This window comes from Cryobacterium sp. CG_9.6 (assembly GCF_029893365.1).
Lineage (GTDB): Bacteria > Actinomycetota > Actinomycetes > Actinomycetales > Microbacteriaceae > Cryobacterium.
In genome coordinates this window covers 1,841,356-1,863,064 of sequence record NZ_JARXUZ010000001.1, presented here as the reverse complement: position 1 = coordinate 1,863,064, position 21,709 = coordinate 1,841,356, and the positions used below count along the sequence as shown (strand labels likewise).

The 21,709-nt window shown below is 60.6% G+C and carries 24 protein-coding genes; 9 read left to right on the top strand and 15 right to left on the bottom strand.

The genetic code is table 11. The features are described from left to right. Positions 1-5: 5 nt before the first annotated feature. Positions 6-1,088 (bottom strand): glycosyltransferase family 1 protein, encoded by a 1,083-nt coding sequence (locus H4V99_RS08435; protein ID WP_280677263.1) that lies wholly within the window; start codon positions 1,086-1,088, stop codon positions 6-8. Beyond that, on the bottom strand, positions 1,085-1,984 hold the full coding sequence (locus H4V99_RS08430) for an alpha/beta hydrolase (RefSeq protein ID WP_280677261.1): 900 nt from the start codon (positions 1,982-1,984) through the stop codon (positions 1,085-1,087). Before H4V99_RS08430 ends, H4V99_RS08435 begins: the two co-directional genes overlap by 4 nt. A 147-nt stretch (positions 1,985-2,131) precedes the next feature. Here H4V99_RS08430 and treS point away from each other — a divergent pair, with 147 nt between their 5' ends. Continuing rightward, complete coding sequence (treS, locus tag H4V99_RS08425; protein WP_280677259.1) at positions 2,132-3,829, top strand: maltose alpha-D-glucosyltransferase; 1,698 nt, start codon at positions 2,132-2,134, stop codon at positions 3,827-3,829. Between the two features lie 75 nt (positions 3,830-3,904). Next, positions 3,905-4,591 carry an exonuclease domain-containing protein gene (locus H4V99_RS08420; RefSeq protein ID WP_280677257.1) on the top strand — a complete coding sequence of 229 codons (687 nt, stop codon included), beginning with the start codon at positions 3,905-3,907 and terminating at the stop codon, positions 4,589-4,591. Positions 4,592-4,649: 58 nt separating this feature from the next. On the opposite strand, the gene H4V99_RS08415 is transcribed toward H4V99_RS08420, so the two are convergent. From H4V99_RS08415 to glgA, 3 genes are all read right to left on the bottom strand, one after another. Continuing rightward, positions 4,650-4,901, bottom strand: a complete 252-nt coding sequence (locus H4V99_RS08415; RefSeq protein ID WP_092107894.1) for a type B 50S ribosomal protein L31 — start codon at positions 4,899-4,901, stop codon at positions 4,650-4,652. 139 nt (positions 4,902-5,040) lie between these two features. Further along, positions 5,041-5,823 carry an ABC transporter ATP-binding protein gene (locus tag H4V99_RS08410; protein WP_280677254.1) on the bottom strand — a complete coding sequence of 261 codons (783 nt, stop codon included), beginning with the start codon at positions 5,821-5,823 and terminating at the stop codon, positions 5,041-5,043. Between the two features lie 61 nt (positions 5,824-5,884). Continuing rightward, positions 5,885-7,066 carry a glycogen synthase gene (gene glgA, locus H4V99_RS08405; RefSeq protein ID WP_280677253.1) on the bottom strand — a complete coding sequence of 394 codons (1,182 nt, stop codon included), beginning with the start codon at positions 7,064-7,066 and terminating at the stop codon, positions 5,885-5,887. 77 nt (positions 7,067-7,143) lie between these two features. Here glgA and H4V99_RS08400 point away from each other — a divergent pair, with 77 nt between their 5' ends. Together H4V99_RS08400 and serB are read left to right on the top strand one after the other, a co-directional pair. Beyond that, a complete protein-coding gene (locus tag H4V99_RS08400) occupies positions 7,144-8,388 on the top strand; it encodes a glucose-1-phosphate adenylyltransferase (protein WP_280677252.1) in 1,245 nt (414 codons plus the stop codon). Next, positions 8,385-9,032: a phosphoserine phosphatase SerB gene (gene serB, locus H4V99_RS08395; protein WP_280677251.1), complete on the top strand. Its 648-nt coding sequence runs from the start codon at positions 8,385-8,387 to the stop codon at positions 9,030-9,032. Before H4V99_RS08400 ends, serB begins: the two co-directional genes overlap by 4 nt. Before the next feature lie 27 nt (positions 9,033-9,059). Here the strand turns inward: serB and fabG are convergent, their stop codons facing one another. Next, positions 9,060-9,770 (bottom strand): 3-oxoacyl-ACP reductase FabG, encoded by a 711-nt coding sequence (gene fabG, locus H4V99_RS08390; RefSeq protein ID WP_280677250.1) that lies wholly within the window; start codon positions 9,768-9,770, stop codon positions 9,060-9,062. A gap of 134 nt (positions 9,771-9,904) precedes the next feature. Between fabG and H4V99_RS08385 the strand changes: the two genes are divergently transcribed. Genes H4V99_RS08385 through H4V99_RS08375 form a run of 3 tightly spaced genes read left to right on the top strand, consistent with a single transcriptional unit; the run spans position 9,905 to position 11,315 of the window. Continuing rightward, positions 9,905-10,222 (top strand): DUF3099 domain-containing protein, encoded by a 318-nt coding sequence (locus H4V99_RS08385; protein ID WP_280677249.1) that lies wholly within the window; start codon positions 9,905-9,907, stop codon positions 10,220-10,222. Further along, positions 10,219-10,470, top strand: a complete 252-nt coding sequence (locus H4V99_RS08380) for a hypothetical protein (protein ID WP_280677247.1) — start codon at positions 10,219-10,221, stop codon at positions 10,468-10,470. The genes H4V99_RS08385 and H4V99_RS08380 overlap by 4 nt, the downstream gene beginning before the upstream one ends. Next, complete coding sequence (locus H4V99_RS08375; protein WP_280677245.1) at positions 10,467-11,315, top strand: SURF1 family protein; 849 nt, start codon at positions 10,467-10,469, stop codon at positions 11,313-11,315. Before H4V99_RS08380 ends, H4V99_RS08375 begins: the two co-directional genes overlap by 4 nt. 120 nt (positions 11,316-11,435) lie before the next feature. On the opposite strand, the gene H4V99_RS08370 is transcribed toward H4V99_RS08375, so the two are convergent. The 7 genes from H4V99_RS08370 to sufB form a co-directional block, all read right to left on the bottom strand. Then, positions 11,436-13,034: an ABC-F family ATP-binding cassette domain-containing protein gene (locus tag H4V99_RS08370; RefSeq protein ID WP_280677243.1), complete on the bottom strand. Its 1,599-nt coding sequence runs from the start codon at positions 13,032-13,034 to the stop codon at positions 11,436-11,438. 96 nt (positions 13,035-13,130) lie between these two features. Continuing rightward, positions 13,131-13,754 (bottom strand): TetR/AcrR family transcriptional regulator, encoded by a 624-nt coding sequence (locus H4V99_RS08365; RefSeq protein ID WP_280677241.1) that lies wholly within the window; start codon positions 13,752-13,754, stop codon positions 13,131-13,133. A 124-nt stretch (positions 13,755-13,878) separates the two neighbouring features. Continuing rightward, a complete protein-coding gene (locus tag H4V99_RS08360) occupies positions 13,879-14,208 on the bottom strand; it encodes a metal-sulfur cluster assembly factor (RefSeq protein ID WP_280677239.1) in 330 nt (109 codons plus the stop codon). Between the two features lie 4 nt (positions 14,209-14,212). Continuing rightward, positions 14,213-14,977, bottom strand: a complete 765-nt coding sequence (gene sufC / locus H4V99_RS08355; RefSeq protein WP_280677237.1) for a Fe-S cluster assembly ATPase SufC — start codon at positions 14,975-14,977, stop codon at positions 14,213-14,215. 79 nt (positions 14,978-15,056) lie between these two features. After that, positions 15,057-15,383 carry a non-heme iron oxygenase ferredoxin subunit gene (locus H4V99_RS08350; protein WP_280677235.1) on the bottom strand — a complete coding sequence of 109 codons (327 nt, stop codon included), beginning with the start codon at positions 15,381-15,383 and terminating at the stop codon, positions 15,057-15,059. Positions 15,384-15,385: 2 nt separating this feature from the next. After that, positions 15,386-16,573, bottom strand: a complete 1,188-nt coding sequence (gene sufD / locus H4V99_RS08345) for a Fe-S cluster assembly protein SufD (protein WP_280677233.1) — start codon at positions 16,571-16,573, stop codon at positions 15,386-15,388. A gap of 42 nt (positions 16,574-16,615) precedes the next feature. Further along, positions 16,616-18,034, bottom strand: a complete 1,419-nt coding sequence (gene sufB / locus H4V99_RS08340; RefSeq protein WP_280680040.1) for a Fe-S cluster assembly protein SufB — start codon at positions 18,032-18,034, stop codon at positions 16,616-16,618. 292 nt (positions 18,035-18,326) lie between these two features. On the opposite strand from sufB, the gene H4V99_RS08335 reads away from it, so the two are divergent. Both H4V99_RS08335 and H4V99_RS08330 read left to right on the top strand, forming a co-directional pair. Continuing rightward, positions 18,327-19,271, top strand: a complete 945-nt coding sequence (locus H4V99_RS08335) for a COX15/CtaA family protein (RefSeq protein ID WP_280677231.1) — start codon at positions 18,327-18,329, stop codon at positions 19,269-19,271. Between the two features lie 75 nt (positions 19,272-19,346). Beyond that, positions 19,347-19,934, top strand: coding sequence for a hypothetical protein (locus H4V99_RS08330; protein WP_280677229.1), 588 nt, complete (start codon positions 19,347-19,349; stop codon positions 19,932-19,934). 18 nt (positions 19,935-19,952) lie between these two features. On the opposite strand, the gene H4V99_RS08325 is transcribed toward H4V99_RS08330, so the two are convergent. Together H4V99_RS08325 and H4V99_RS08320 are read right to left on the bottom strand one after the other, a co-directional pair. After that, the gene (locus tag H4V99_RS08325) at positions 19,953-20,951 is read right to left on the bottom strand and encodes a glycine betaine ABC transporter substrate-binding protein (RefSeq protein ID WP_280677227.1); all 999 of its coding nucleotides are present in this window, start codon (positions 20,949-20,951) and stop codon (positions 19,953-19,955) included. Further along, complete coding sequence (locus tag H4V99_RS08320) at positions 20,952-21,653, bottom strand: ABC transporter permease (RefSeq protein WP_280680038.1); 702 nt, start codon at positions 21,651-21,653, stop codon at positions 20,952-20,954. It lies immediately after the preceding gene. Positions 21,654-21,709: the final 56 nt, after the last annotated feature.

The following is a 21,709-nucleotide window of genomic DNA, read 5'->3' as shown; positions in this document are numbered from 1 at the left end:
CGTGCCTAGTCGCGCAGGCTCGGCTGCACCTGTTCGGTGATTGCGGCCAGAAGTTTCGTCGCAGAGGCCTGCCACGTGTAGCGCGCCGCGGCTGTCAACGATCGCGCGGATCGCATCATCCACTCCCCCGGTACGGCCAAACGTGTCACAGCAGCAATGAGGTCTGCGGGGTCCGTCGGATCGAAGAACAGCGCCGCGTCAGCACCAATTTCCCGAAAGATGGGAATGTCACTCACCACGATGGGGATGCCGAGACTCATGGCTTCGACGAGTGGAATACCAAACCCCTCATCGAGAGATGCGGTCACCAGCGCTGTCGCCGAGCGCAGTACGGTGGTGTATTCGTCATCGGTTACACCATTGTGAAAGACCAGTCGCGCCTGCGGGGCCAGAAGCGTGAGCCTGATTCTCTCGGCCTCCGGTACCCGGCTCATGAGGTGCAGTTCGTGGTGGGGCAGTTCGGCCGCAGCCCGAACGAGGGTATCCACGTTCTTGTACGGCATGAAGGACCCCATGTATACGAGACGGCCGGTTTCGGGTGCCGAGCGTGTACGTGCGTCGGTGCCGACGGCGGGCGTTGCCGCGTTGGGGACCACGCGCACCGGTTTGTGTGTGAGTTGGTGCTGCGCAATGAGGGACCCCGTTGTCTCGGAGACCGTCACCACCGCGTCGGCGCGATTGAGAAGCATCCGTTGTGGCCACCAGGACAGGTGGTAGAGGCGCCACAGAAGGCGAATCGGCCACGCGAACTCCCGCGGAGGCGTGCGATTGCGGTAATAGATGAGATCGTGCACGGTAAGCAGCAACCGGTAGTTGCGCCCCCACGAGCCCATGGTCTGCATGGGACTGAACACGACATCCGGGTTGAGCCGGTTCACCTGACGGGCCACGAGCGGCTCCCGAATGCTGGTGGGAGCACTGACCAGTTGCCAGGGCAGCGTCGGGAGCATGGCCAGCTGGCGGTGGTCGCTGATCAGCATGGTGAGCGGATGCAGCGCTGCCAACTCGGTGACGAGTCCCGCCGTGTAGCGACTGATGCCGTCGTGCGTATCCGTTCTGGTGTACCGGCAGTCGAAGACGATCTTCACGGAGTCGCCACCAGACCCAGAAAGGCACGCAGCTCGGCCGCCGCGGGCGCGGGCATTTCGTAGTGAATCAGGTGGCCCACATCGGCGATGACCGTGAGGGACGCATCCGGGAAAAGCGTCTGTAGCCGATACTGCGCGGCGAGCGGAGTAATGTCATCTTTTTCCGCAGCCAGGAGCAGGGTGTGTTGCGGAATACGGGCAGCGAATTCGCTGACATCGTGTGACACCGATGCTCGGAAGGCCTCCAGAACGACACGGCGATCGGAGAAGGCCGAAAAGAATCGGTCATGCTGGTTGTGGATCCACCGGCGAAGCTCGGGCTGTCGGGTCTTGGTCATCGTGACACTCATGATGCGCACAATGGCTCGGTTCCGCAGCAGGGCGAAACCAAGCCGCTCGGGTAGTGTTGCGGCAGCCCAGTAGTAGAAAACGGCCAACCGAGTGAGCGCGCCCCGCGGCCCGGCCAGTGCCGGTGCTGCAATGGGGTTCACCAGAACAACCTCATCGGCAGCCAGGCCGTCGGCCAGCGCCGCCGCAACGACGATCGAGCCAAAGGAGTGGCCGAGGATCACGACGCGACCAGTTGGCGCCAGAGCCAACAGGAATTCCCCCAACCACACGGCATAGCCGTCAAGGTTATGACTGCGACCGACAAGAGGGTCTGAGCCACCAAACCCCGGCAGATCGGGAGACACGATCCGCACGCCGGAGAGATGGGCCACCACCGGTTCGAGACCATGGTGGTCACCGCGAAAGCCGTGCACCATCACGATTGTCGTCGTCGACTCGGGATCACCATAATCCCAGAATGCGGTCCGCCCACCACAGACGGTCAGGGTACGGGCCGTCACCGGGATGCGATTGAGCAGGTCGGCGTAGGGGGAAGGAACGATCACCGTCCACAGTTTATCCGCCAGACTCACCGTCGCCTCGACAGACATCGATGGCATCGATCTAGACTCGGCCTATCATTGTTTTCAGATCGATCAGGTTCGAACCCAATCGCTTGCTGACCAGTGCCCCGTGGGGCCGGGAGGATCGCCGTGAGCTTCACCGCACCTATTCAGCTTCCTGGCTTGACGTTAAACCCGCTCTGGTATCGGCGCTCGGTGTTTTACGAGGTGATGGTGCGCTCATTCGTCGACAGCAATGCCGACGGGTCCGGTGATCTTGCCGGACTGGTCTCCAAACTCGACTACCTGCAGTGGCTGGGAATCGACGCCGTGTGGATTCCACCATTTTTCACGTCGCCGCTCAAAGACGGAGGCTACGACGTCTCGGACTATCGGTCGATTCTTCCGGAGTTTGGAACGCTGGAGGAATTCAAGGATCTGGTGACGAGGGCACATGAGCGCAATATGCGCATCGTTATTGACCTGCCGCTGAACCACACCTCGGACCAGCACGACTGGTTCCAGCAGTCGAGAGAAGACCCGAAAGGTCCGTACGGGGACTTCTACGTGTGGAGCGACACGGATGAGAAGTATCCCAATGTTCGAATTATCTTCACGGACACCGAGGACTCAAACTGGGCGTTTGACCCCGTGCGTCGGCAATTCTTCTTTCACCGTTTTTTCTCCCACCAGCCGGATCTGAATTTTGAGAATCCAGCGGTGCATGACGCCATCCTCGAGGTGGTTCGCTTCTGGCTCGATCTCGGCGTTGACGGATTCCGGCTTGATGCCATTCCCTACCTGTATGAGTCCGACGAGGGCAACGGTGAGGGCGAACCGCCCACGCATGAGTTCATCCGGCGTCTGCGGGCCATCGTTGATCGGGACTACCCCGGCCGCGTGATGATTGCCGAGGCGAACCAGTGGCCACGCGAGGTGGCCGCGTTCTTCGGTTCGGAAGAGGAACCCGAATGTCACATGGCCTTCGATTTTCCGCTCATGCCCCGCATCTTCTACTCCCTCCGTTCTCAACAGGCCAACGAGCTCGTGCGGGTGCTGTCTGAGACCACCGATATTCCCGACGGCGCGGGATGGGCTGTCTTCCTGCGCAACCACGATGAACTCACACTGGAGATGGTGAGCGAGGAGTATCGGCAAGCCATGTATGGCTGGTACGCCTACGATCCCCGGATGCGTGCCAATATCGGTATTCGCCGCCGGCTGGCCCCGTTGCTCGACAATTCGCGATCCGAATTGGAATTAGCGCATGCTCTGCTCTTCGCTCTGCCGGGAAGTCCGTTTCTCTATTACGGTGATGAAATTGGCATGGGTGACAACATCTGGCTTCCTGACCGGGATAGTTCCCGCACACCGATGCAGTGGACCCCCGACCGCAACGCCGGCTTTTCCGACGCGGACCCCGGCAAACTGTACCTGCCGGTCGTGCAGTCGCTCGTCTACAACTACACGCAGACCAACGTGGAAACGCAGCTGGCCCAGTCCGGATCACTGCTGCACTGGATTCGAAATGTCATTCACGTGCGCAAGGCGCATCCCACTTTCGGGCTGGGCTCGATCACGGTGCTGACCACGAACCACGAGTCCGTCCTGGCTTTTACTCGCTTCTACGCCGGAACCGGAACAATGTTCGGCGACCAGCCCGAGACGATCCTCTGCGTGTTCAGCTTCTCCCACAACCCGGTGGCTTTTCAGATCAGTGACCCGAGTCTTGCGGGCACCCGCCTGTACGATCTCTTCGGCGGTGCAGTCTTCCCCAGCTTCGACGCGGACGGCTCGCTCACCCTCACGCTCGGCGCCCAAAGCTTCTACTGGTTGCACTGCGGGTAGCGAACGCCCTGCTGGTCGCCGCCCTCGTGGGCTGCCCTGCCCCGGAGTGTCGGTGCGCGGCCGTAGGGTGGGAGTATGAGCAACTGGAGCGATCGACTCGCCGTCTTTGATTTGGAAACCACCGGCATCGATGTGGAAACCTGCCGCATCGTTTCGGCAACCGTGGCGGTTCTCGATGCCAACGGTGATGTTGAGCAGCGCAGTGACTGGCTGCTGAATCCAGGGATCGATATCCCCGCTGGTGCCACAAATGTGCATGGCATCACGACCGAGCAAGCCGTGCTGAACGGGCAAAATGCGGCCGAGGGTGTGGCAGAGATTGTTGCCGCCCTGCGTACGCATTTGAAGAACGGCCTTCCTGTCGTTGCGTATAACGCGCCGTATGACCTCACTCTCCTCAATCGTGAGGCCACGCGGCACGGGATCGCACCGTTGGTGTCACCGCGCCCGGTCATTGATCCTCTGGTGATCGATAAGGGAGTCGACAAGTACCGAAAAGGAAAGCGCACCCTCGAGGTCACGTCGGCGTTCTACGGCGTCACCCTCGATGATGCCCACGATGCCGGAGCTGACGCGATTGCTGCGGGCCGCGTGGCGCAGGCCATCCACCGAGCTCACGCCCGCGCCCTTCCGAACACCCTGGAGGAACTGCATACGGTACAGGTCACCTGGTACCGCCAGCAGGCGGAAAGCTTCCAGGAGTACATGCGTCGTGGTCGTGATCCAGAGTTTGTGGCAGACGTGAACTGGCCGGAGCGCTAGCGTACACAAAAAAAGGCGACCAGCTTCAGCTGGTCGCCTTTTCGTCTGTCTGCGGCTACTACTTGCCGAAACCCTTGTAACGCGAGTTGAACTTCTCGACGCGTCCGGCGGAGTCCATGATGCGCTGCTTACCCGTGTAGAACGGGTGCGACTCGGAGGAGATTTCCACGTCGATCACCGGGTAGGTCGTGCCGTCTTCCCACTCGATGGTCTTCTTGCTCGACACGGTGGAGCGGGTGAGGAAGGTCGCGCCGGAGGCAAGGTCACGGAAAACGACGGCCGCGTACTCGGGGTGAATGTCAGACTTCATGAGGAGATCCTTATCGCACTTCAGGTGAACAGACTTTTAACTGGTCACAGTGCCGTTAGTGGTGCAAAACTTGGCGACCAAATGGCCACCGTCTACGTTAGCAGAAAGCCATGCCGATAGACGGCAGGCGACGCGACGATTAAAGCGCCCGAGCAGCGTAACGGTCGTCGGTTTCCGTGAGTTCGATGGTGAGATCAAAAGTCTCACTCAACGCCTCGGCCGTGAGTGCCTCGGCGAGGGGGCCGGCCGCGACGACGCGTCCGCCCTTCACCAGCAGAACGTGGGTGAAGCCCACAGGAATTTCCTCCACATGGTGCGTCACCATGATGATCGCCGGGGAGTGAGCCTCCTGGGCATATCCGCTCAGCAGGTGCAGCAACGCCTCACGCGCCCCCAGGTCCAGGCTTGCGGCAGGCTCATCCAGCAGCAGGATCTCGGGATCGGTCATGACCGCCCGAGCAATCTGAACCCGCTTCTGCTCTCCATCACTCAGCGTTCCAAATTTGCGCTGGGCTAGGTGGTCCAGTCTCCACTCAGTGAGAACTCGCTGGGCACGTCGCTCATCGATGTCTTCATACTCTTCGTTCCACCGGCCGGTAACGGAATACGCGGCCGTCATCACCACATCAAGGACCTTCTCGTCCGCCGGAACACGACGAGCCATCGCGGTCGAGGCGAATCCAATGCGTGGGCGCAGCTCGAAGAGGTCCGTTCCTCCCAGAGGCTCCTCAAGAATCTCGACTGACCCGCGCGAGGGGTGAATGAGTGCTGCCGCAATCTGCAGGAGCGTCGTCTTGCCCGCACCGTTCGGGCCAAGAACCACCCAGCGCTGATCATCATCGACGCTCCAATTCACTGAGTCGAGGATGGTTGTGCCAGCCCGAACGACGGATACGTCGGTGAATTGAAGAACGTTGACCATTAGGCCATGTTATCGGGCGCGGCCCGGTCGCCATGTACCGCACGGCCGGGCGAACCTCGCTTTAGAGCAGTGAGGCGTAGATATCTCGTGTTCGCGCCGCAATTTGAGCCCAACCAAATTCCCGTTCCGCACGGATGCGCCCCAACCGTCCCATCTCCGCCGCGCGTACGGGGTCGGTCACGACCTCGGTCAGCACGCGAGACAAATCTGCCACGAACGTATCCGGATCAAGTGGCGTTCCCGTTCCATCCGTCATCTGCTCAATGGGGACAAGGCGCCCGGTCTCGCCGTCCGCGACGACCTCGGGGATACCGCCGGTGGCAGTCCCCACGACAGCCAGGCCACACGCCATGGCCTCGAGGTTCACAATACCGAGCGGTTCGTAAATCGACGGACAGACGAAGACGGTGCCCTGGGTGAGTACAGCGGAGAGTTCCGGCTGCGACAAAAGCCTGTTAATCCAGACCACGCCCGAACGCTGTTTCTGCAGTGCCTCCACACCGGCGGTCACCTCGGCGAGGATACCCGGGGTGTCCGGTGCACCGGCGCACAGCACCAGCTGAACATCTGCTGGCAATGTTGCGGCCGCGCGGAGAAGATATGGCAGTCCCTTCTGCCGGGTGATGCGCCCCACGAACACCACCGACGGGCGATCGGGATCGATTCCCAGTGATCGCACGAAGTCCAGGTCGTTGGTGGGCTTCCACGTGTCAAGGTCAATGCCGTTGTAAACGACATGCACCCGGGACTCATCGAGCGCGGGATAGCTGCGCAGAATATCTCGACGCATGCCATCGCTGACGGCAATCACGGCATCCGCTGCCTCAAAAGCTGTCCGCTCGATCCAGCTCGACACGCGGTAGCCGCCGCCGAGCTGCTCAGCTTTCCACGGCCGGAGCGGCTCGAGGCTGTGAGCGGTGACAACGTGCGGGACGCCGTGCAGCAGCTTGGCAAGGTGCCCAGCACCGTTTGCATACCAGGTGTGCGAATGCACGAGATTCGCCCCCTCCACGTCCTGGGCCATCTGAAGGTCAACCCCGAGCGTTGCCAGCGTCGGGTTGGCACTCGTGAGCGTGGCTGGCACACCGTAGGCGTACGTGTCTGCGGTTGTACGCGGTGCCCCAAAGCATCGCACCGTGACATCGATGTCTTCTCGGAGGGCTTTGACGAGCTCTGTCACGTGCACGCCGGCTCCGCCATAGATCTCCGGCGGGTATTCCTTGGTAAGTATGTCCACTCGCATCCAGCAAAGCTAGCGCAACCGGCGGGTCACGCGCGCAACTGGCGCGCGAACTCACGTATTGGCCCTACTCTGAACACATGAAGGCCAAGAAAATCTTTGGAATAGTTCTCGCTGGTGGTGAGGGAAAGCGGCTGATGCCGCTCACCGAAGACCGCGCAAAGCCCGCCGTGCCCTTTGGTGGGCACTACCGGTTGGTTGATTTTGCGCTTTCCAACCTCATCAATTCCGGACTGACGCAGGTTGTCGTTCTGACCCAGTACAAATCCCACAGTCTTGACCGTCACGTGTCGCAGACGTGGCATGTGTCGGGTGGCCTGTCGAACTCCTACATTGCCTCCGTACCGGCGCAGCAGCGCCTCGGTAAACGGTGGTTCAGCGGGTCTGCCGATGCCATTCTGCAGAGCCTCAACCTGATCCACGATGAGAAGCCCGACATTGTTGTCGTGGTCGGTGCCGACCACGTGTACCGCATGGACTTTAGCCAGATGATCGCGGCGCACATCGCCTCGGGTGCCCAGGCGACGGTGGCTGCTATCCGCCAGCCGATCGGCCTGGCCGATCAATTCGGAGTGATCGAAGTCGACCCGGCCACACCGGACCGAATCTCCGAATTCCGCGAAAAGCCCACGGACGCCGTGGGCCTCGCTGATGCACCCCACGAGGTCTTCGCCTCCATGGGCAATTACGTGTTCAACACCGATGCGCTGATTGAAGCCGTTCTCCGCGACGGTGAGCGCACCGACTCCAGCCACGACATGGGCGGGGACATCGTCCCCGACTTCGTGGGACGTGGCGAAGCCGGTGTCTATGACCTTCAGCGTAATGACGTTCCAGGCTCCACGGACCGGGATCGCTACTACTGGCGCGACGTGGGGACCATCGACTCGTTCTTCGAGGCCCACCAAGACTTGATCTCAGCCCTTCCCGTTTTCAACCTGTACAACCAGGAGTGGCCGATCTTCAGCCAGCAGCTGAACTCGCCCCCCGCCAAGTTCGTGCGGGATGCGCGCGGGTCGCTGGGAACCATGATCGATTCCATTGTTTCGCTCGGATGTGTCATCTCGGGCGCCCACATTGAACGCAGTGTTCTGGGGCCGTGGACTGTTATTGGCTCAGGCGCCGAGGTTGTCGATTCGATCGTGTTCGACCGCGTGCAGATCCTGGCTGGCGCTGTGGTGCACCGGGCGATCCTGGACAAGGAAGTGGTTGTTGAGCCCGGCGCGTCGATCGGGGTCGACCGGGACCGGGACCTTGCTCGCGGCTTCAGTGTCACCGATTCCGGCATCACCGTTGTCGGCAAGGGCGTGCGCGTCCAACCGTGAGCCCCGCACCTCGCTTTCTCGTCGTGCTCGACGTGGACTCCACACTTATTCAGGACGAAGTCATCGAGCTGTTAGCGGATGCCGCGGGCTCACGCGCGCTCGTCTCCACGATCACCGAGCAGGCCATGCTCGGTGAGATTGATTTCGCCGACAGTCTCCGCGCCCGTGTCGCAACGCTTGAAGGACTGCCCGAGACGGTTTTCGCCGACGTGAGTCAGATCGTGCGGCTCACTCTCGGCGCGCAGGAACTCATCACCGGGCTCCATGAACACAACTGCCGAGTTGGACTGGTTTCCGGCGGGTTTCATGAACTATTGGATCCTCTTGCCGCAGATATCGGCATCGACCACTGGCGGGCAAACCGACTGGAAGTGCGCCACGAGCGCCTAACGGGACGAGTTGTGGGGCCCATTATTGATGCCGCCGCCAAAGCCAGCGCCCTGCGGGAATGGGCGCTGGCCAACGGCCTGCCTCTGGCCCGCACCATCGCTGTCGGTGACGGCGCCAATGATCTGCACATGATGCAGGAGGCAGGCCTAGCGGTGGCGTTCAACGCCAAGCCGCGTGTTCGCGCCGCCGCCGATCTCGCCATCGACGTACCCGACCTCAGCCAGGTGTTGCCGCTCCTCGGCCTGCGTGGCTAACACCGCGCCGACCGTCTTCGACGTGCTTTAGTGACCCATTCCGAGGCCACCGTCAACGGGGATGACGGCCCCAGAAATGTAACCAGCGTCGTCGCCAGCCAGCCAGGTGACGACACGGGCCACTTCGGTGGGCGTCGCAAAGCGACCGGCAGGAATGGAGCGTTTGTAGTCCGCTTGAGTGCTCTCTTCGAGCGTGGCCGTCATGTCGGTTTCGATGAAGCCCGGTGCCACAACGTTGGCGGTGATACCCCGCGAGCCGAGCTCGCGGGTAACGGATCGAGCCAACCCGATGAGACCGCTCTTCGACGCGGAATAATTCACCTGACCGGCGGAGCCGTAGAGTCCCACAACGCTCGAGATGAGCACGATGCGGCCGAATCGCTTTTTGAGCATGCCCTTGGACGCGCGCTTGACCACACGAAACGCGCCACTGAGATTGGTGTCGATCACTGACGTGAAATCGTCCTCAGACATTCGCATGAGCAACGTGTCCTTGGTAATGCCGGCGTTGGCGACTACGACGTCAACGGGACCGTACGACGCCTCAACCTCAGTGAAGGCAGCGTCAATACTGGCTGCATCCGTCACGTCTGCGTGAACGGTCAGGCTGCCCTCCGGGCCCTGGCCCGAACGTGACGTCACGGCCACCCGGTGTCCCTGAGCCACAAACTCTTCAGCTATGGCGAAACCGATGCCCCGGTTACCTCCGGTGACGAGGACGGTTCGTATCGTTGTCATGCACATTCCTTCAGTCAAAGCGCGGTCACACATTAGGCCGCTGATTCACAGCTTAAGGCGTCCCCCAGGACTCGTAGTGAGACGTAAACTAGACGGAGCGGATAGTCACCCGCTAAAGCGGAGCGTATCCCGACATGAAGCAGCAACAATCGATCACCTCACTCCCGGCCTCGCCCGAGGAGGAACGTCGCAGTCGCATGAACAAATACATGATTGCCATGGGAATTCGCATGGTGTGCATCATCTTGATGCTCTTTGTGAGTGGATGGTGGCTCCTTGTCTGCGCCATAGGTGCCATTGCGCTTCCCTATTTCGCGGTCGTGGCGGCAAACGTGCAGTCGCGCCCGCGTGCGGTTCCGGTTTTGCGCCCGGGTGGCCTTGAAATTTATCGGGGTGATGGTAACCCTGCGGATTCTTCAGCTCCGCACACGACGAACCGGCCCGATCAGTGATCGGTCTGGGTGCGACCCTCGAGTCGGCAACCTGTTCACGAGCCGACTGCCGAGCGGCAGCCCTCTGGCGTCTTGACTGGCGAAATCCGCGGATTCATGGGGAAGAGCGGGTAAAAACGTGGCTCGCATGCACGGAGCATGTGGACTACCTTCGCGAATTCTTGTCTGCGCGTGACTTCCCGCTGCGGGTTGCACCACTCTCGTCCATGAGCACCACGGACGCCTCGACACTGGATGTGCCAACATGACCGGCTGGAAATTCGCCTTCACCCGCCGCTGGGCGGGCTACCTGGCCCTCACCATTCTCTTTGCCGTGGTGTGCTCCGGTCTCGGTGTCTGGCAGTTAGCCCGCCGTACTGAAGCGCTTGTTGAGGTTTCCAAGATTGACGCCAATTACGATTCCTCGCCCGTTCCAATCACGGAGGCGCTTCCGACCCTCGATTCGTTCAGTGAATCGCAGAAGTGGCTGCCCATCTCACTCACGGGCACGTATTTGGTGGACGACGAACTTCTTGTACGGAATCGCCCTCTCAATATCAGCCCGGGCTTTGAGGTCCTGACTCCCCTGCGGCTGAACGACGGCACCGTCTTTGTCGTAAACCGCGGTTGGCTGCCAACCGGCGATCGGCAGGATGCGCCGGATGTGGTTCCGGCCGCTCCGGCCGGGCAAGTTACCGTCGTTGCGCGCTTGAAGGCTGGTGAGCCCACGTTGAATAACCGCACCGCCAGTGGCAACCAGATTGCCACGATCAACCTCACGGACGTTGCGGGGCGCGTTGGGCTGCCCACGTACACCGGTGCGTACGGCTTGTTGGCTAGCGAGAATCCAGCACCGATCGAAGCGCGTCCCACGGTGGTGACCAAACCGATCAGGGACGAGGGTCCACACCTGTCCTATGCTTTCCAGTGGTTTGTCTTCGGAATTATTGGTTTCGTTGGACTCGGCTGGGCGTTGCGCGAGGAATATCGGTCCGTGAATGCCGCTGATCCTGCGGAGCGCGAACGTGCCGACGAGCGGGAGCGGAAGCGGGCTGCCAAGCCCCGCAATGATGCCGAGATCGAGGACGAACTCCTCGATCGCCTGGAGCGTTAGGCACAACGTCGGTCACGGTGCGCCTAACTGCGTGCCGAGCACAGATAAAACCCAGAGGGCCCCGCGTAACCGCGGGGCCCTCTGGGTTTTATGTCGGACGGTTTACGACTGCGGCAGGGCTTAGGAGAGCTCGATCAGGTCGAGGTAGTCCTTGTTCCAATGATCCTCGGTGCCCTCAGGCATGATCAGGACACGTTCGGGATTCAGGGCCTGCACGGCACCCTCATCGTGGCTGACGAGCACGACAGCCCCGGCGTAGTGCGCGAGGGCGTCGAGGATCTCTTCACGGCTCGCTGGGTCCAGGTTGTTTGTGGGTTCGTCAAGCAGCAAGACGTTGGCGCCGGATACGACAATCATGGCGAGGGCGAGACGAGTCTTTTCCCCACCGGAGAGCACGCCGGCGAGTTTGTTGGAGTCATCCCCCGTGAAGAGGAAGGAACCCAGCACACGACGGGCTTCCATCTCGGTGATGCTCGGAGACGATGACACCATGTTCTGAAGGACCGAACGCTTCACATCGATGGTCTCGTGCTCCTGCGCGTAGTAGCCGATGCGCAGTCCGTGTCCGGGTTCAATGCGTCCGGTGTCGGGGATGTCGACTCCCGCAAGCATTCTGAGCAGGGTCGTCTTACCCGCACCGTTCAACCCCAGAATCACGACCTTGGAGCCCCGGTCGATGGCCAGGTCAACGGCCGTGAAGATCTCGAGGGAGCCGTAGCTCTTCGACAGGTCGGTGGCCATGAGCGGAGTTCGACCGCAGGGTGCCGGTTCGGGGAAGCGCAATTTCGCCACGCGTTCAACGGCGCGTACGGCATCAAGCCCCGACAGAAGCTTCTCGGCACGCGCCACCATCTGGTGGGCCGCGGCCGCCTTGCTCGCCTTGGCCCCGAACTTGGCGGCCTGCAGCTGCAGCGTTGACGCCTTCTTCTCGGCGTTTGACCGCTCCTTCTTGCGGCGGTCGGCGTCTGCCGCGCGCTGCAGAAGGTAGTTCTTCCAATTCATGTTGTAGATGTCGATCATCATGCGATTGGCATCGAGGTAGAAGACGCGGTTGACGGTCTCACCCACCAGTTCGATGTCGTGGCTGATGATGATGCATCCGCCCTTGTAGTTCTTGACGAATTCTCGCAGCCAGGCCACGGAATCCGCGTCGAGGTGGTTTGTGGGCTCGTCGAGAATCATCATCTCGGCAGCGGAGAACAGAATTCGTGCCAGCTCAATGCGACGTCGCTGACCACCAGACAGGGTGCTGAGTGGCTGGTCGAGGATGTGATCGGGCAGCTTGAGGTTGCTGGCGATCGAGGCGGCCTCGGCCTCGGCCGAGTACCCGCCCAGACCGTTGAACTCGTCGGTGAGTCGACCGTACTTCTTCATGGCTGCGGCGCTGACCTTCGGGTCAGGATCCGCCATGGCGAGGCTCGAATCCTGCATCCCCAGGGCGATCGTTCCGAGTCCGCGGGCGTCGAGAATTCGAGTACGAGCCAGCATGGTGGGGTCGCCGGCCCGGGGGTCCTGCGGAAGGTAACCGATTTCACCGGAGTGACTAATCGATCCCTTCGTGGGGTTTGTCTCCCCCGCGAGTGTTTTCGTCAGCGTCGTTTTTCCCGCACCGTTGCGTCCGACCAGGCCGATCTTGTCGCCGTGTGCGACACGGAAGTTCACGCCCTCCATGAGCACGCGAGCTCCAACGCGAATTTCGAGATCTTGCACGTTGAGCACAGCAATAGTCCGATCAGGGGGGTGGTGGGAGTGTTCGGATCAAGTGATCCAACTCATCAGTCTATTTCACTCCGCACCATGTGCGCGCACACCCCCCTACAGAAGAGCCGCGTGAAGGGACTTTTGCAGCCATTCCGTGTACGCATCCGCGGACCATCCAACCTCCAGCACGAGCGTGCGGTAGGCCTGCGGATGCCCGATCGCCCAGATGACAGCGGCTCCCTCGTGGTCGCTCAGCCCCGTGCGAAGACCACTCCGCACTCGCAGCACCCGAGCAACGTCTCCGTACCCACGCAGCCGGGTCACATCCTGTTTGCGCGCGAACTCTGCAACATCGGGGTCGCTCACACCCGCCTCGGTGACAATGCGCAGGATGCCCGCCGTGCGTTCATTCGCGAGGAAGCACCAGGTGGCCAGTATCCGGATAATTTCGGAGGGGTTTCGTGCCTCATCGATTTTCTGCCTCATCGTTGCCGACACGAGATCCGGCGCATCCGCTTGCTGAGCGACCCGCTCAAGAATGGCGGCAAGCACGTCAACCTTGGTTCCGACGGAGTTATAGATGGTTTGAATGGCTACGTTCGCTTCGTGAGCGATGTCACTGATGGATACGGCCACGTAACCACGAGCCAGCATCAGTCTGCCGGCAGCGGACACGATATCGGCTCGCGTTACTGCTGCCTGCCGTTCTCGGCGGGTGAGCACGTGTCCTGTCTCCATATCATTAGCATAGCCTTCCAGCGACTAGAACAACTATCTAATGAGTGGGGAAAAGGGCTGAGTGGCATTAAACGAAAAGACCCCGGCTGCGTGAGCAACCGGGGTACAACGCTAGAGCTGTGCTTTACATGGAGAAACCGAGCGCACGCATCATGTCGCGACCGTCGTCCGTGATCTTCTCCGGGCCCCACGGCGGCATCCAGACCCAGTTGATGCGGAACTGATCAACCACGCCGTCCAGTGCCTCTGCGGTCTGTTCCTCGAGCACGTCAGTGAGCGGGCAACCCGCCGAGGTGAGTGTCATGTGAATGATCAAGGCATTGTTCTCGTCATCCCAGCCCAGGTCGTAGATCAGGCCCAGATCGACGATGTTGATACCAAGCTCGGGATCCATCACATCTTTGAGCGCCTCTTCGATCTCGTCGAAGCGGGAGGGACTCAGGGTGGACACCATGTGTCTAGCCTACGTTCGACGAGGTCAGAAAGCGATCGTAACCCTCATCTTCCAGACGGTCCGCGAGTTCCGGTCCGCCCTGCTCGGCAATGCGACCATTGACGAACACGTGAACGAAGTCCGGGTGAATGTAGCGCAGGATCCGCGTGTAGTGGGTGATGAGGAGCAGTCCCAGACCCGTGTTGGCTTTGGCGCGGTTGACGCCCTCCGACACGATCTTGAGCGCATCCACGTCGAGGCCGGAGTCGGTCTCGTCGAGAACAGCGAACTTGGGCTCGAGGAGCTCAAGCTGCAAGATTTCGTTGCGTTTCTTCTCGCCACCGGAGAAGCCCTCGTTCACGTTGCGCTCGGCAAAGGACTTGTCCATCCGCAGGGCGGCCATGGACTCGCGAACGTCCTTGATCCAGGTGCGAATGGGCGGTGCCTCCCCCTCGACCGCCGTCTTGGCGGTGCGAAGGAAGTTTGTTACCGTCACCCCGGGGATCTCGACCGGGTACTGCATGGCCAGGAAGAGTCCGGCGCGGGCGCGCTGGTCTACGGTCATGGAGAGGACGTCGGCGCCATCCAGGGTGATGGATCCGCTTTCGACCTTGTACTTGGGGTGGCCGGCAATCGTGTAAGCCAGTGTGGACTTACCGGACCCGTTCGGGCCCATGATGGCGTGAATCTCGCCCTCGTTGATGGTGAGGTCAACACCGCGGAGGATCTGGGTGACGCCTTGGTCGGTTTGGACGCTGACGTGCAGGTCTTTAATCTCAAGAACTGACATGTGTGTTATTCGCTTTCTGAAGAGACTTTAGCGCGGTGGCGGTGCGTGACGCACGCGCCAGCTGGCAGGTGAGGAACCGTTAGACGGCCACGATGACGGAGGGATCGATGTAAACGTCTCCATCGATCAGTTCAATCTGATAGACGGGAACCGGATCGTAGGCCGGCAGAGTGAGCGGCTTTCCGGTGGTGAGCGAAAACATGGAGCCATGAGCCCAGCATTCCAAGGTCTCGCCGTCGACGAAGCCTTCCGACAGGGAGATGTCTCCGTGAGTGCAGGTGTCGCCAATGGCGAAAACCCCACCACTCGCGTCGCGCACCAGCGCAATTGCTACCCCGTCAATATCAACCTTTACGGCCTGATTGGGTTCGAGTTCATCAAAAGCACAAATCTTCGTGGCAGCCATGACTACTTCCCGTCCGTGGTGAGAAGTTCGGCCTCGATGGCCAACAACAGTCGCGCTTCGAGATCGGGTGACCCGATCTTCTGCACGATTTCCGTGAGGAATCCGCGCACCACGAGGCGTCGCGCTTCCTCGTCGGTGATGCCGCGGGACTGGAGGTAGAACAGCTGCTCGTCGTCAAATCGACCCGTGGCACTTGCGTGCCCGGCACCGACAATGTCGCCCGTTTCGATTTCGAGGTTCGGAACCGAATCGGCCCGCGTCCCCTCGGTCAGGACCAGGTTGCGGTTCTGCTCATAGCTGTCCGTGCCCGCTGCTTTGTTGCCGATCAGTACGTCGCCAATCCACACCGTGTGCGCACCTTTTCCCTGCAGCGCACCCTTGTAGTTGACTCGGCTGCGGCTTTTGGGAGCGTCATGGTTGACGTAAACCTGCTGCTCGAGGTGCTGTCCGGAATCTGCGAAGTACAGTCCCAGCAATTCGGTATCGGCGGCGGTACCAGCGAGGCATACCGACGGGCTGACGCGCACGATGCGCCCTCCGAGTGACACCACCACGTGCTTGAGGCGAGCGTCACGACCAACGGATGCGAAGTGGTTGCTGAGGTGCACCGCTTCGTCATCCCATTCCTGAACGGTGACGACGGTGAGGTTGGCGGAGTCGCCGAGAATGATTTCGACGTTTTCCGTCAGTCTCGCGTCACCCGAGTTTTGCAGGATGATGGTGGCCTGGCTGAACGGCTTGGCCTCGATGATCGTGTGGGCGCCGCGGGCGCTAGAACCGAGCAGCGATCGAGACAGTGTGATCTCTTTCGCCTCCTCGCCGCTGACCGTGATCGCGAGGGCCTTCTCGAAACCTGTCCACGCGTTAGCGGAGGCACGTTCCTCAGGGGCGCCGGCTCCACCGATGCGCGGGTCGGTGCGTTCAACCCACTCAACGGTGATGTCGGCTGCCGACGTCACGTCAAACTCGTACGGTGAACCGTTGAGATCCCCCGACAGCAGATCGGTGAACTTGGCAACGGGAATGTACTTCCAGACGGCTTCACGACCGGTGACGGTATCGAAGTCGCTTACATTCGTACTCTTGAAACGGGCTGATCGGGTCTGCACGGGAATGTACCCGAAACGACCGTCCGCGTGCTTGCTCACCCGGTCAGGCTGAGAGGATTCGGTGGTAAGTGCAGTGGGCATGGCTGTTGAAGCGCCCTGGGTTGGCGCAATGGCTGCGGACATTTAGCCGACAGATCCTTCCATGCCCATTTCAATGAGCTTGTTGAGTTCAAGGGCGTACTCCATTGGGAGTTCCCGGGCAATAGGTTCGATGAAGCCGCGCACGATCATGGCCATGGCTTCGTCCTCGGGCATACCGCGGCTCATCAGGTAGAACAATTGTTCTTCACTGACGCGCGAGACGGTCGCCTCGTGACCCAGCTGCACATCATCAACACGAATGTCGATCGAGGGGTAGGTATCGGAGCGGGACTTGGTGTCCACGAGCAGCGCATCACAGCGCACGGTGTTGGCGGAGTGGTGAGCCGTAGCATCCATTCGCACCTCGCCGCGGTACCCACTGCGTCCGCCACCGCGAGCGATGGACTTGGACACAATCGAAGACTGCGTGTAGGGAGCCATGTGGATCATCTTTGCGCCGGCATCCTGGTGCTGTCCGGGACCTGCGAAGGCCACCGACAGCGTCTCACCCTTGGCGTGCTCACCCATGAGGTAGATGGACGGGTACTTCATGGTGACCTTGGAGCCGATGTTGCCATCGATCCATTCCATGGTGGCACCCTCGGCGGCTGTGGCGCGCTTCGTGACGAGGTTGTACACGTTGTTCGACCAGTTCTGAATGGTCGTGTAGCGAACGCGTGCGTTCTTTTTCACGACAATCTCGACCACTGCGGAGTGCAGGGAGTCGGACTTGTAGATCGGGGCGGTGCAGCCCTCGATGTAGTGCACGTAGCTGCCCTCATCGGCGATGATCAGCGTGCGCTCAAACTGACCCATGTTTTCCGTGTTGATGCGGAAGTAGGCCTGAAGCGGGATCTCCACGTGCACGCCTGGGGGCACGTAGACGAACGATCCACCGGACCAGACGGCCGTGTTCAGTGCGGCGAACTTGTTGTCGCCGGACGGAATGATGGTGCCGAAATACTCTTCGAAGAATTCCGGGTGCTCACGAAGCGCCGTGTCGGTGTCCATGAAGATGACACCCTGAGCTTCGAGTTCGGCGTTGATCTGGTGGTAAACCACTTCGGACTCGTACTGGGCTGCAACGCCGGACACGAGGCGCTGGCGCTCAGCGTCGGGGATTCCGAGCTTCTCATAGGTGTTCTTGATGTCATCGGGCAGGTCTTCCCACGTCTGGGCCTGCTTCTCCGTGGAACGCACGAAGTACTTGATGTTGTCGAAGTCGATCTCCGACAGATCGGCGCCCCACGTGGGCATGGGCTTGCGCTCGAAGAGCTGCAGGGCCTTGAGGCGTCGCTGCAACATCCAGTCGGGTTCGGACTTCAGGTTGGAAATATCCGTTACGACCTCAGGAGAAATTCCTCGGCGAGCGGATGCCCCGGCCTTGTCCGAGTCGGCCCATCCAAATTCGTAGGTGCCCAACCCATCAAGATCGGGGCGGTCTAGCAGAACATCCGACATACTTACCTCTTCCCTATCCACGACAAACCCGGATATCAGTCCGGTCATTCTCGCCTCGAGCCACGTCAGAGAAACCTGACAATAAGCACGAAACGGAATGGATTGTGTGGACAGCTTCATTGCGAACCTAGAATATTCACGGACCATGTTTTTCCCTGGAAGAGCCAAACGGCTCGCACCTGTGAACAACGTGGTGAGCCTGATTCTACAGGTTGCCCACGGCGATTGTCGTGCTTGCCGGGGTATTCACATGTGCACGGCTCGATCAACGCGAAAACAGAAAGCTGAACCGGTGAATCGCATTTCGTCATGGTTACCCACCGTCATCACGTCCCGCACCCGAACGATTGCCTGGATCTACCTCGCGGCGCAGATCCTGCTCGTGGGCACGGGCGGTTTGGTACGACTGACCGGGTCTGGACTCGGCTGCCCAACCTGGCCGCGATGCACCGCGGATTCTTTTGTGAACACTCCGGAAATGGGTATTCATGGCGTCATCGAATTCGGTAACCGCGTGCTGGGTATCGCCCTGGGTCTTCTGGCTATTGTTGCTTTCCTTAGCGTCGTTCGCCTGCGCCGAAGTCGGCCGGATCTGTTTCGCCTGGCACTTTTTGCGGGACTCGGGATTCCGGCACAAGCGGTTATCGGCGGGGTCAGCGTTCTCATGGATCTGAATCCCTACGTGGTCGGTTTCCACTTCGTGATCTCGGTTCTGCTCGTGGCACTGTGCACGGTCTTTATTTATCGGATCTACACCGGAAACGGACCTCGTGCCCGGGTTGTGCCGGTGCGTGTGGTCGTTTTGGCCCACGCCACCAGCACGATTGTGTTCGTGACGATTCTGGTGGGAATTCTCACCACCGGGTCGGGGCCACACGCTGGCGACGCAGACGCCCCGCGAAACGGTTTAGATTCAGAGTTTCTGCAGCACATTCACAGCTGGCCTGCATACCTCACCCTCATTCTGACGCTCGCCCTCCTGGTTGTTTCGTTGCGCCAACGCCTTCCCATACTGGGGTGGGTCACTCTGCTCCTTGCAGTGGAAGTGATGCAGGTCCTCGGCGGCTTGCTGCAGGCCAACCTCGGACTCCCCCCATTCCTTGTGGGTCTGCACATGGTGTTGGCGTGCGCCCTTGCTGCGGCCATGACTGCCGTAATTCTGTATCTCAAGGCGCCAATAGCAACCGTAAGCACGGTCTCCGAGGCCGTCCGCCACGAGGTACCGCTCTCTCGCTGACACGGCGAAAATATCTCGCTACTTTTCACCTGATCTGGGGTCCACCGTAACGTGGTCCCGGTGTATTCTCCATGCATGCATCTCGTGGAAAGGGCCGTCTGGGAACCGCCGGACGATGAGGCCCGGCTCGTAGAATTCGGTCCCCCCGTTTTTGGGTTTGTCCCACAAACACGGCTTCAGGAGCGTGGTTGGGACTGGTATAGCTCTCACGGCGTCACCCTTGAGGCTGAGGCGCACTATTGGCTCGCGGACCGAACTGGAAATTTCTGGTTCGAGGATTCACCATCCGGCCCAGTTGGTTTGGCCGAGCTGCGCGGGTTCGTGTTTACCGACCGTCCCGGATCCACGAACCGCGGCGGAGATCCGATTCGTGACGCACTCAACCAACACCTGCAGTACGTGGTGATGAACCACACCAAGAATCCTCATGAATTCGGGTCTCGAGAGTGGGCCGATTTACACACACGTCAGCAACACCAGGTGGAGCAACAGATCGCGAACAAGTCCGAGTTACCGGTGGATCAGAAGCTGTTTCCGGCGATCACGGTCACGGTTGCCGACTTCCGAGCAACAACCGCAGCCATCAGCGGTCGTATTGTGACGGTTGTTCTCCACGAGGCAGAAGTGCAGAAAATCGAAGCCGTGCTGACCCGGCGGCTCTGACGACCTCGGGAGCACCCTTTACGGGGCGTCGGTGATGAATCCCTCGGACTTCATCCACTCGAAAGCCACATCTGCGGGCTCGTCGCCATCTACGTCGACCTTGCGGTTCAGCCCACGAAGGACTTCGTTTGTCAGGCTGGGCGAAATTTGTGCAAATATTTCCTCGAGCTCCGGGTGAGCGGTGAGCGTTTCGCTGAAGAAAACCGGTGCTACGTTATATGCCGGAAAGAAGCCCAGATCGTCCTCGAGAACAGCGAGGTCGAGGGCATCGAGGCGTCCGTCGGTCGTGAAGACCTCCCCGAAATTGCAGGCCCCCTGATCGGTGGCGCTGTAGATGGCACCCGTGTCGTAGATTCCCACATTGTCATCGGGAACTCCGTCGGCGGTTCCGCGGGCAAGCCCGTAATGCAAAAGCATCGGATTCATTCCATCGGGGCGGGAATTGAATTCCGCTTCGATACAGAATGTACGGTCCTCAACGGGGAGGGCCGCAAGCTCGGACATTGTGGTGATTCCGCCCAGATCGGCGACCGCTTCGCTGCGGATGGCGAGTGCGTAGGTGTTGTTCATCGGTGCCGGGGCTCCCCACGTGACACCGTTGTCGATGTCGATATCGTAGACGGCCTGCCACTGCTCCTGCTGATCAGGAATGGTTGTGGTTTGCCCCAGATAGGTGAGCCACGCCGTCCCCGTGTACTCCCACAGCACATCCGCCTGCCCTGACAAAATAAGTTCACGGGCCGGCTGGCTTCCGGGCACATTGCTCAGGTCGGTCACGGAGAAACCGGCTGCCGACGCGGCCAGGACGGCGATCTTGCCGAGGATCAGCTGCTCGGTGTAGTTCTTGGAGGTTACGGTAATTTCTGTACCGTTGAGACCCGTGACGGGGGCAATTGAACCCGGTCCGATCGCAGGCACGAACGATGTTGCCGGCTGGAGCCCACAACCCGACAGTGCAAGTCCCGTTGCGGTGAGGACGCCGGCGAGGACGGCAAAGCGGCGGTAGGGGGACGACATCTAAAGTCCTTTCGGGCGAGCGACGTGCTCTACGACACGCCCCACCCAGTCGATCAGCAGTGCAAGTAAAGCCACCAGAACAGCGCCGGTGACAAGCACAACGGTTAGTTTGAGGTTGACGCCCGTGGTGATGAGAATGCCCAGTCCCCCACCGTTGATGAAGGTAGCCAGTGCTGCTGTTCCCACGAGCAGCACGAGTGCCGTCCGGATGCCGGAGAGCATGACAGGGACGGCAAGGGGCAGTTCAACCTTCAGGAGCACTGCAGCTGCACTCATGCCCATGCCCCGCCCGGCCTCCACAAGACGGGGGTCCACCTGCTGCAATCCCACCATCGTGTTACGAAGAACCGGGAGAACGGCGTATAAAACAAGGCCCACGGTCGCTGCCCAGAATCCAAACCCCAGCCAGAAGGCAAGGAGGACCACCACGCCGATTGCGGGAGCAGCCTGACCAAGATTCGCCAGAACCAGAATGGGACCCGTCAGTCTCCGAAAGGGTCGCCGGGTGAGCAAAATACCGACAGGAATGGCGACAATCAAGACGATGATGGCCGCGGTCACGGTGAGCTGCAGGTGTTCGACGGTGTAACCCCACAGTGCTGCGGGAGCCAGTGTGTTGAGTTCAACGGGAGTGAGGCTCGCCGTGTTCAGCCAGATGACGAGCACCAAAAGGGCAGCCGCGATTCCAGCAAGCTGCAGAATAAGGCTCTGCCATTCCGCCCAGGCCAAGCGCAGACGGGTGGGCGATACCGGGTTGT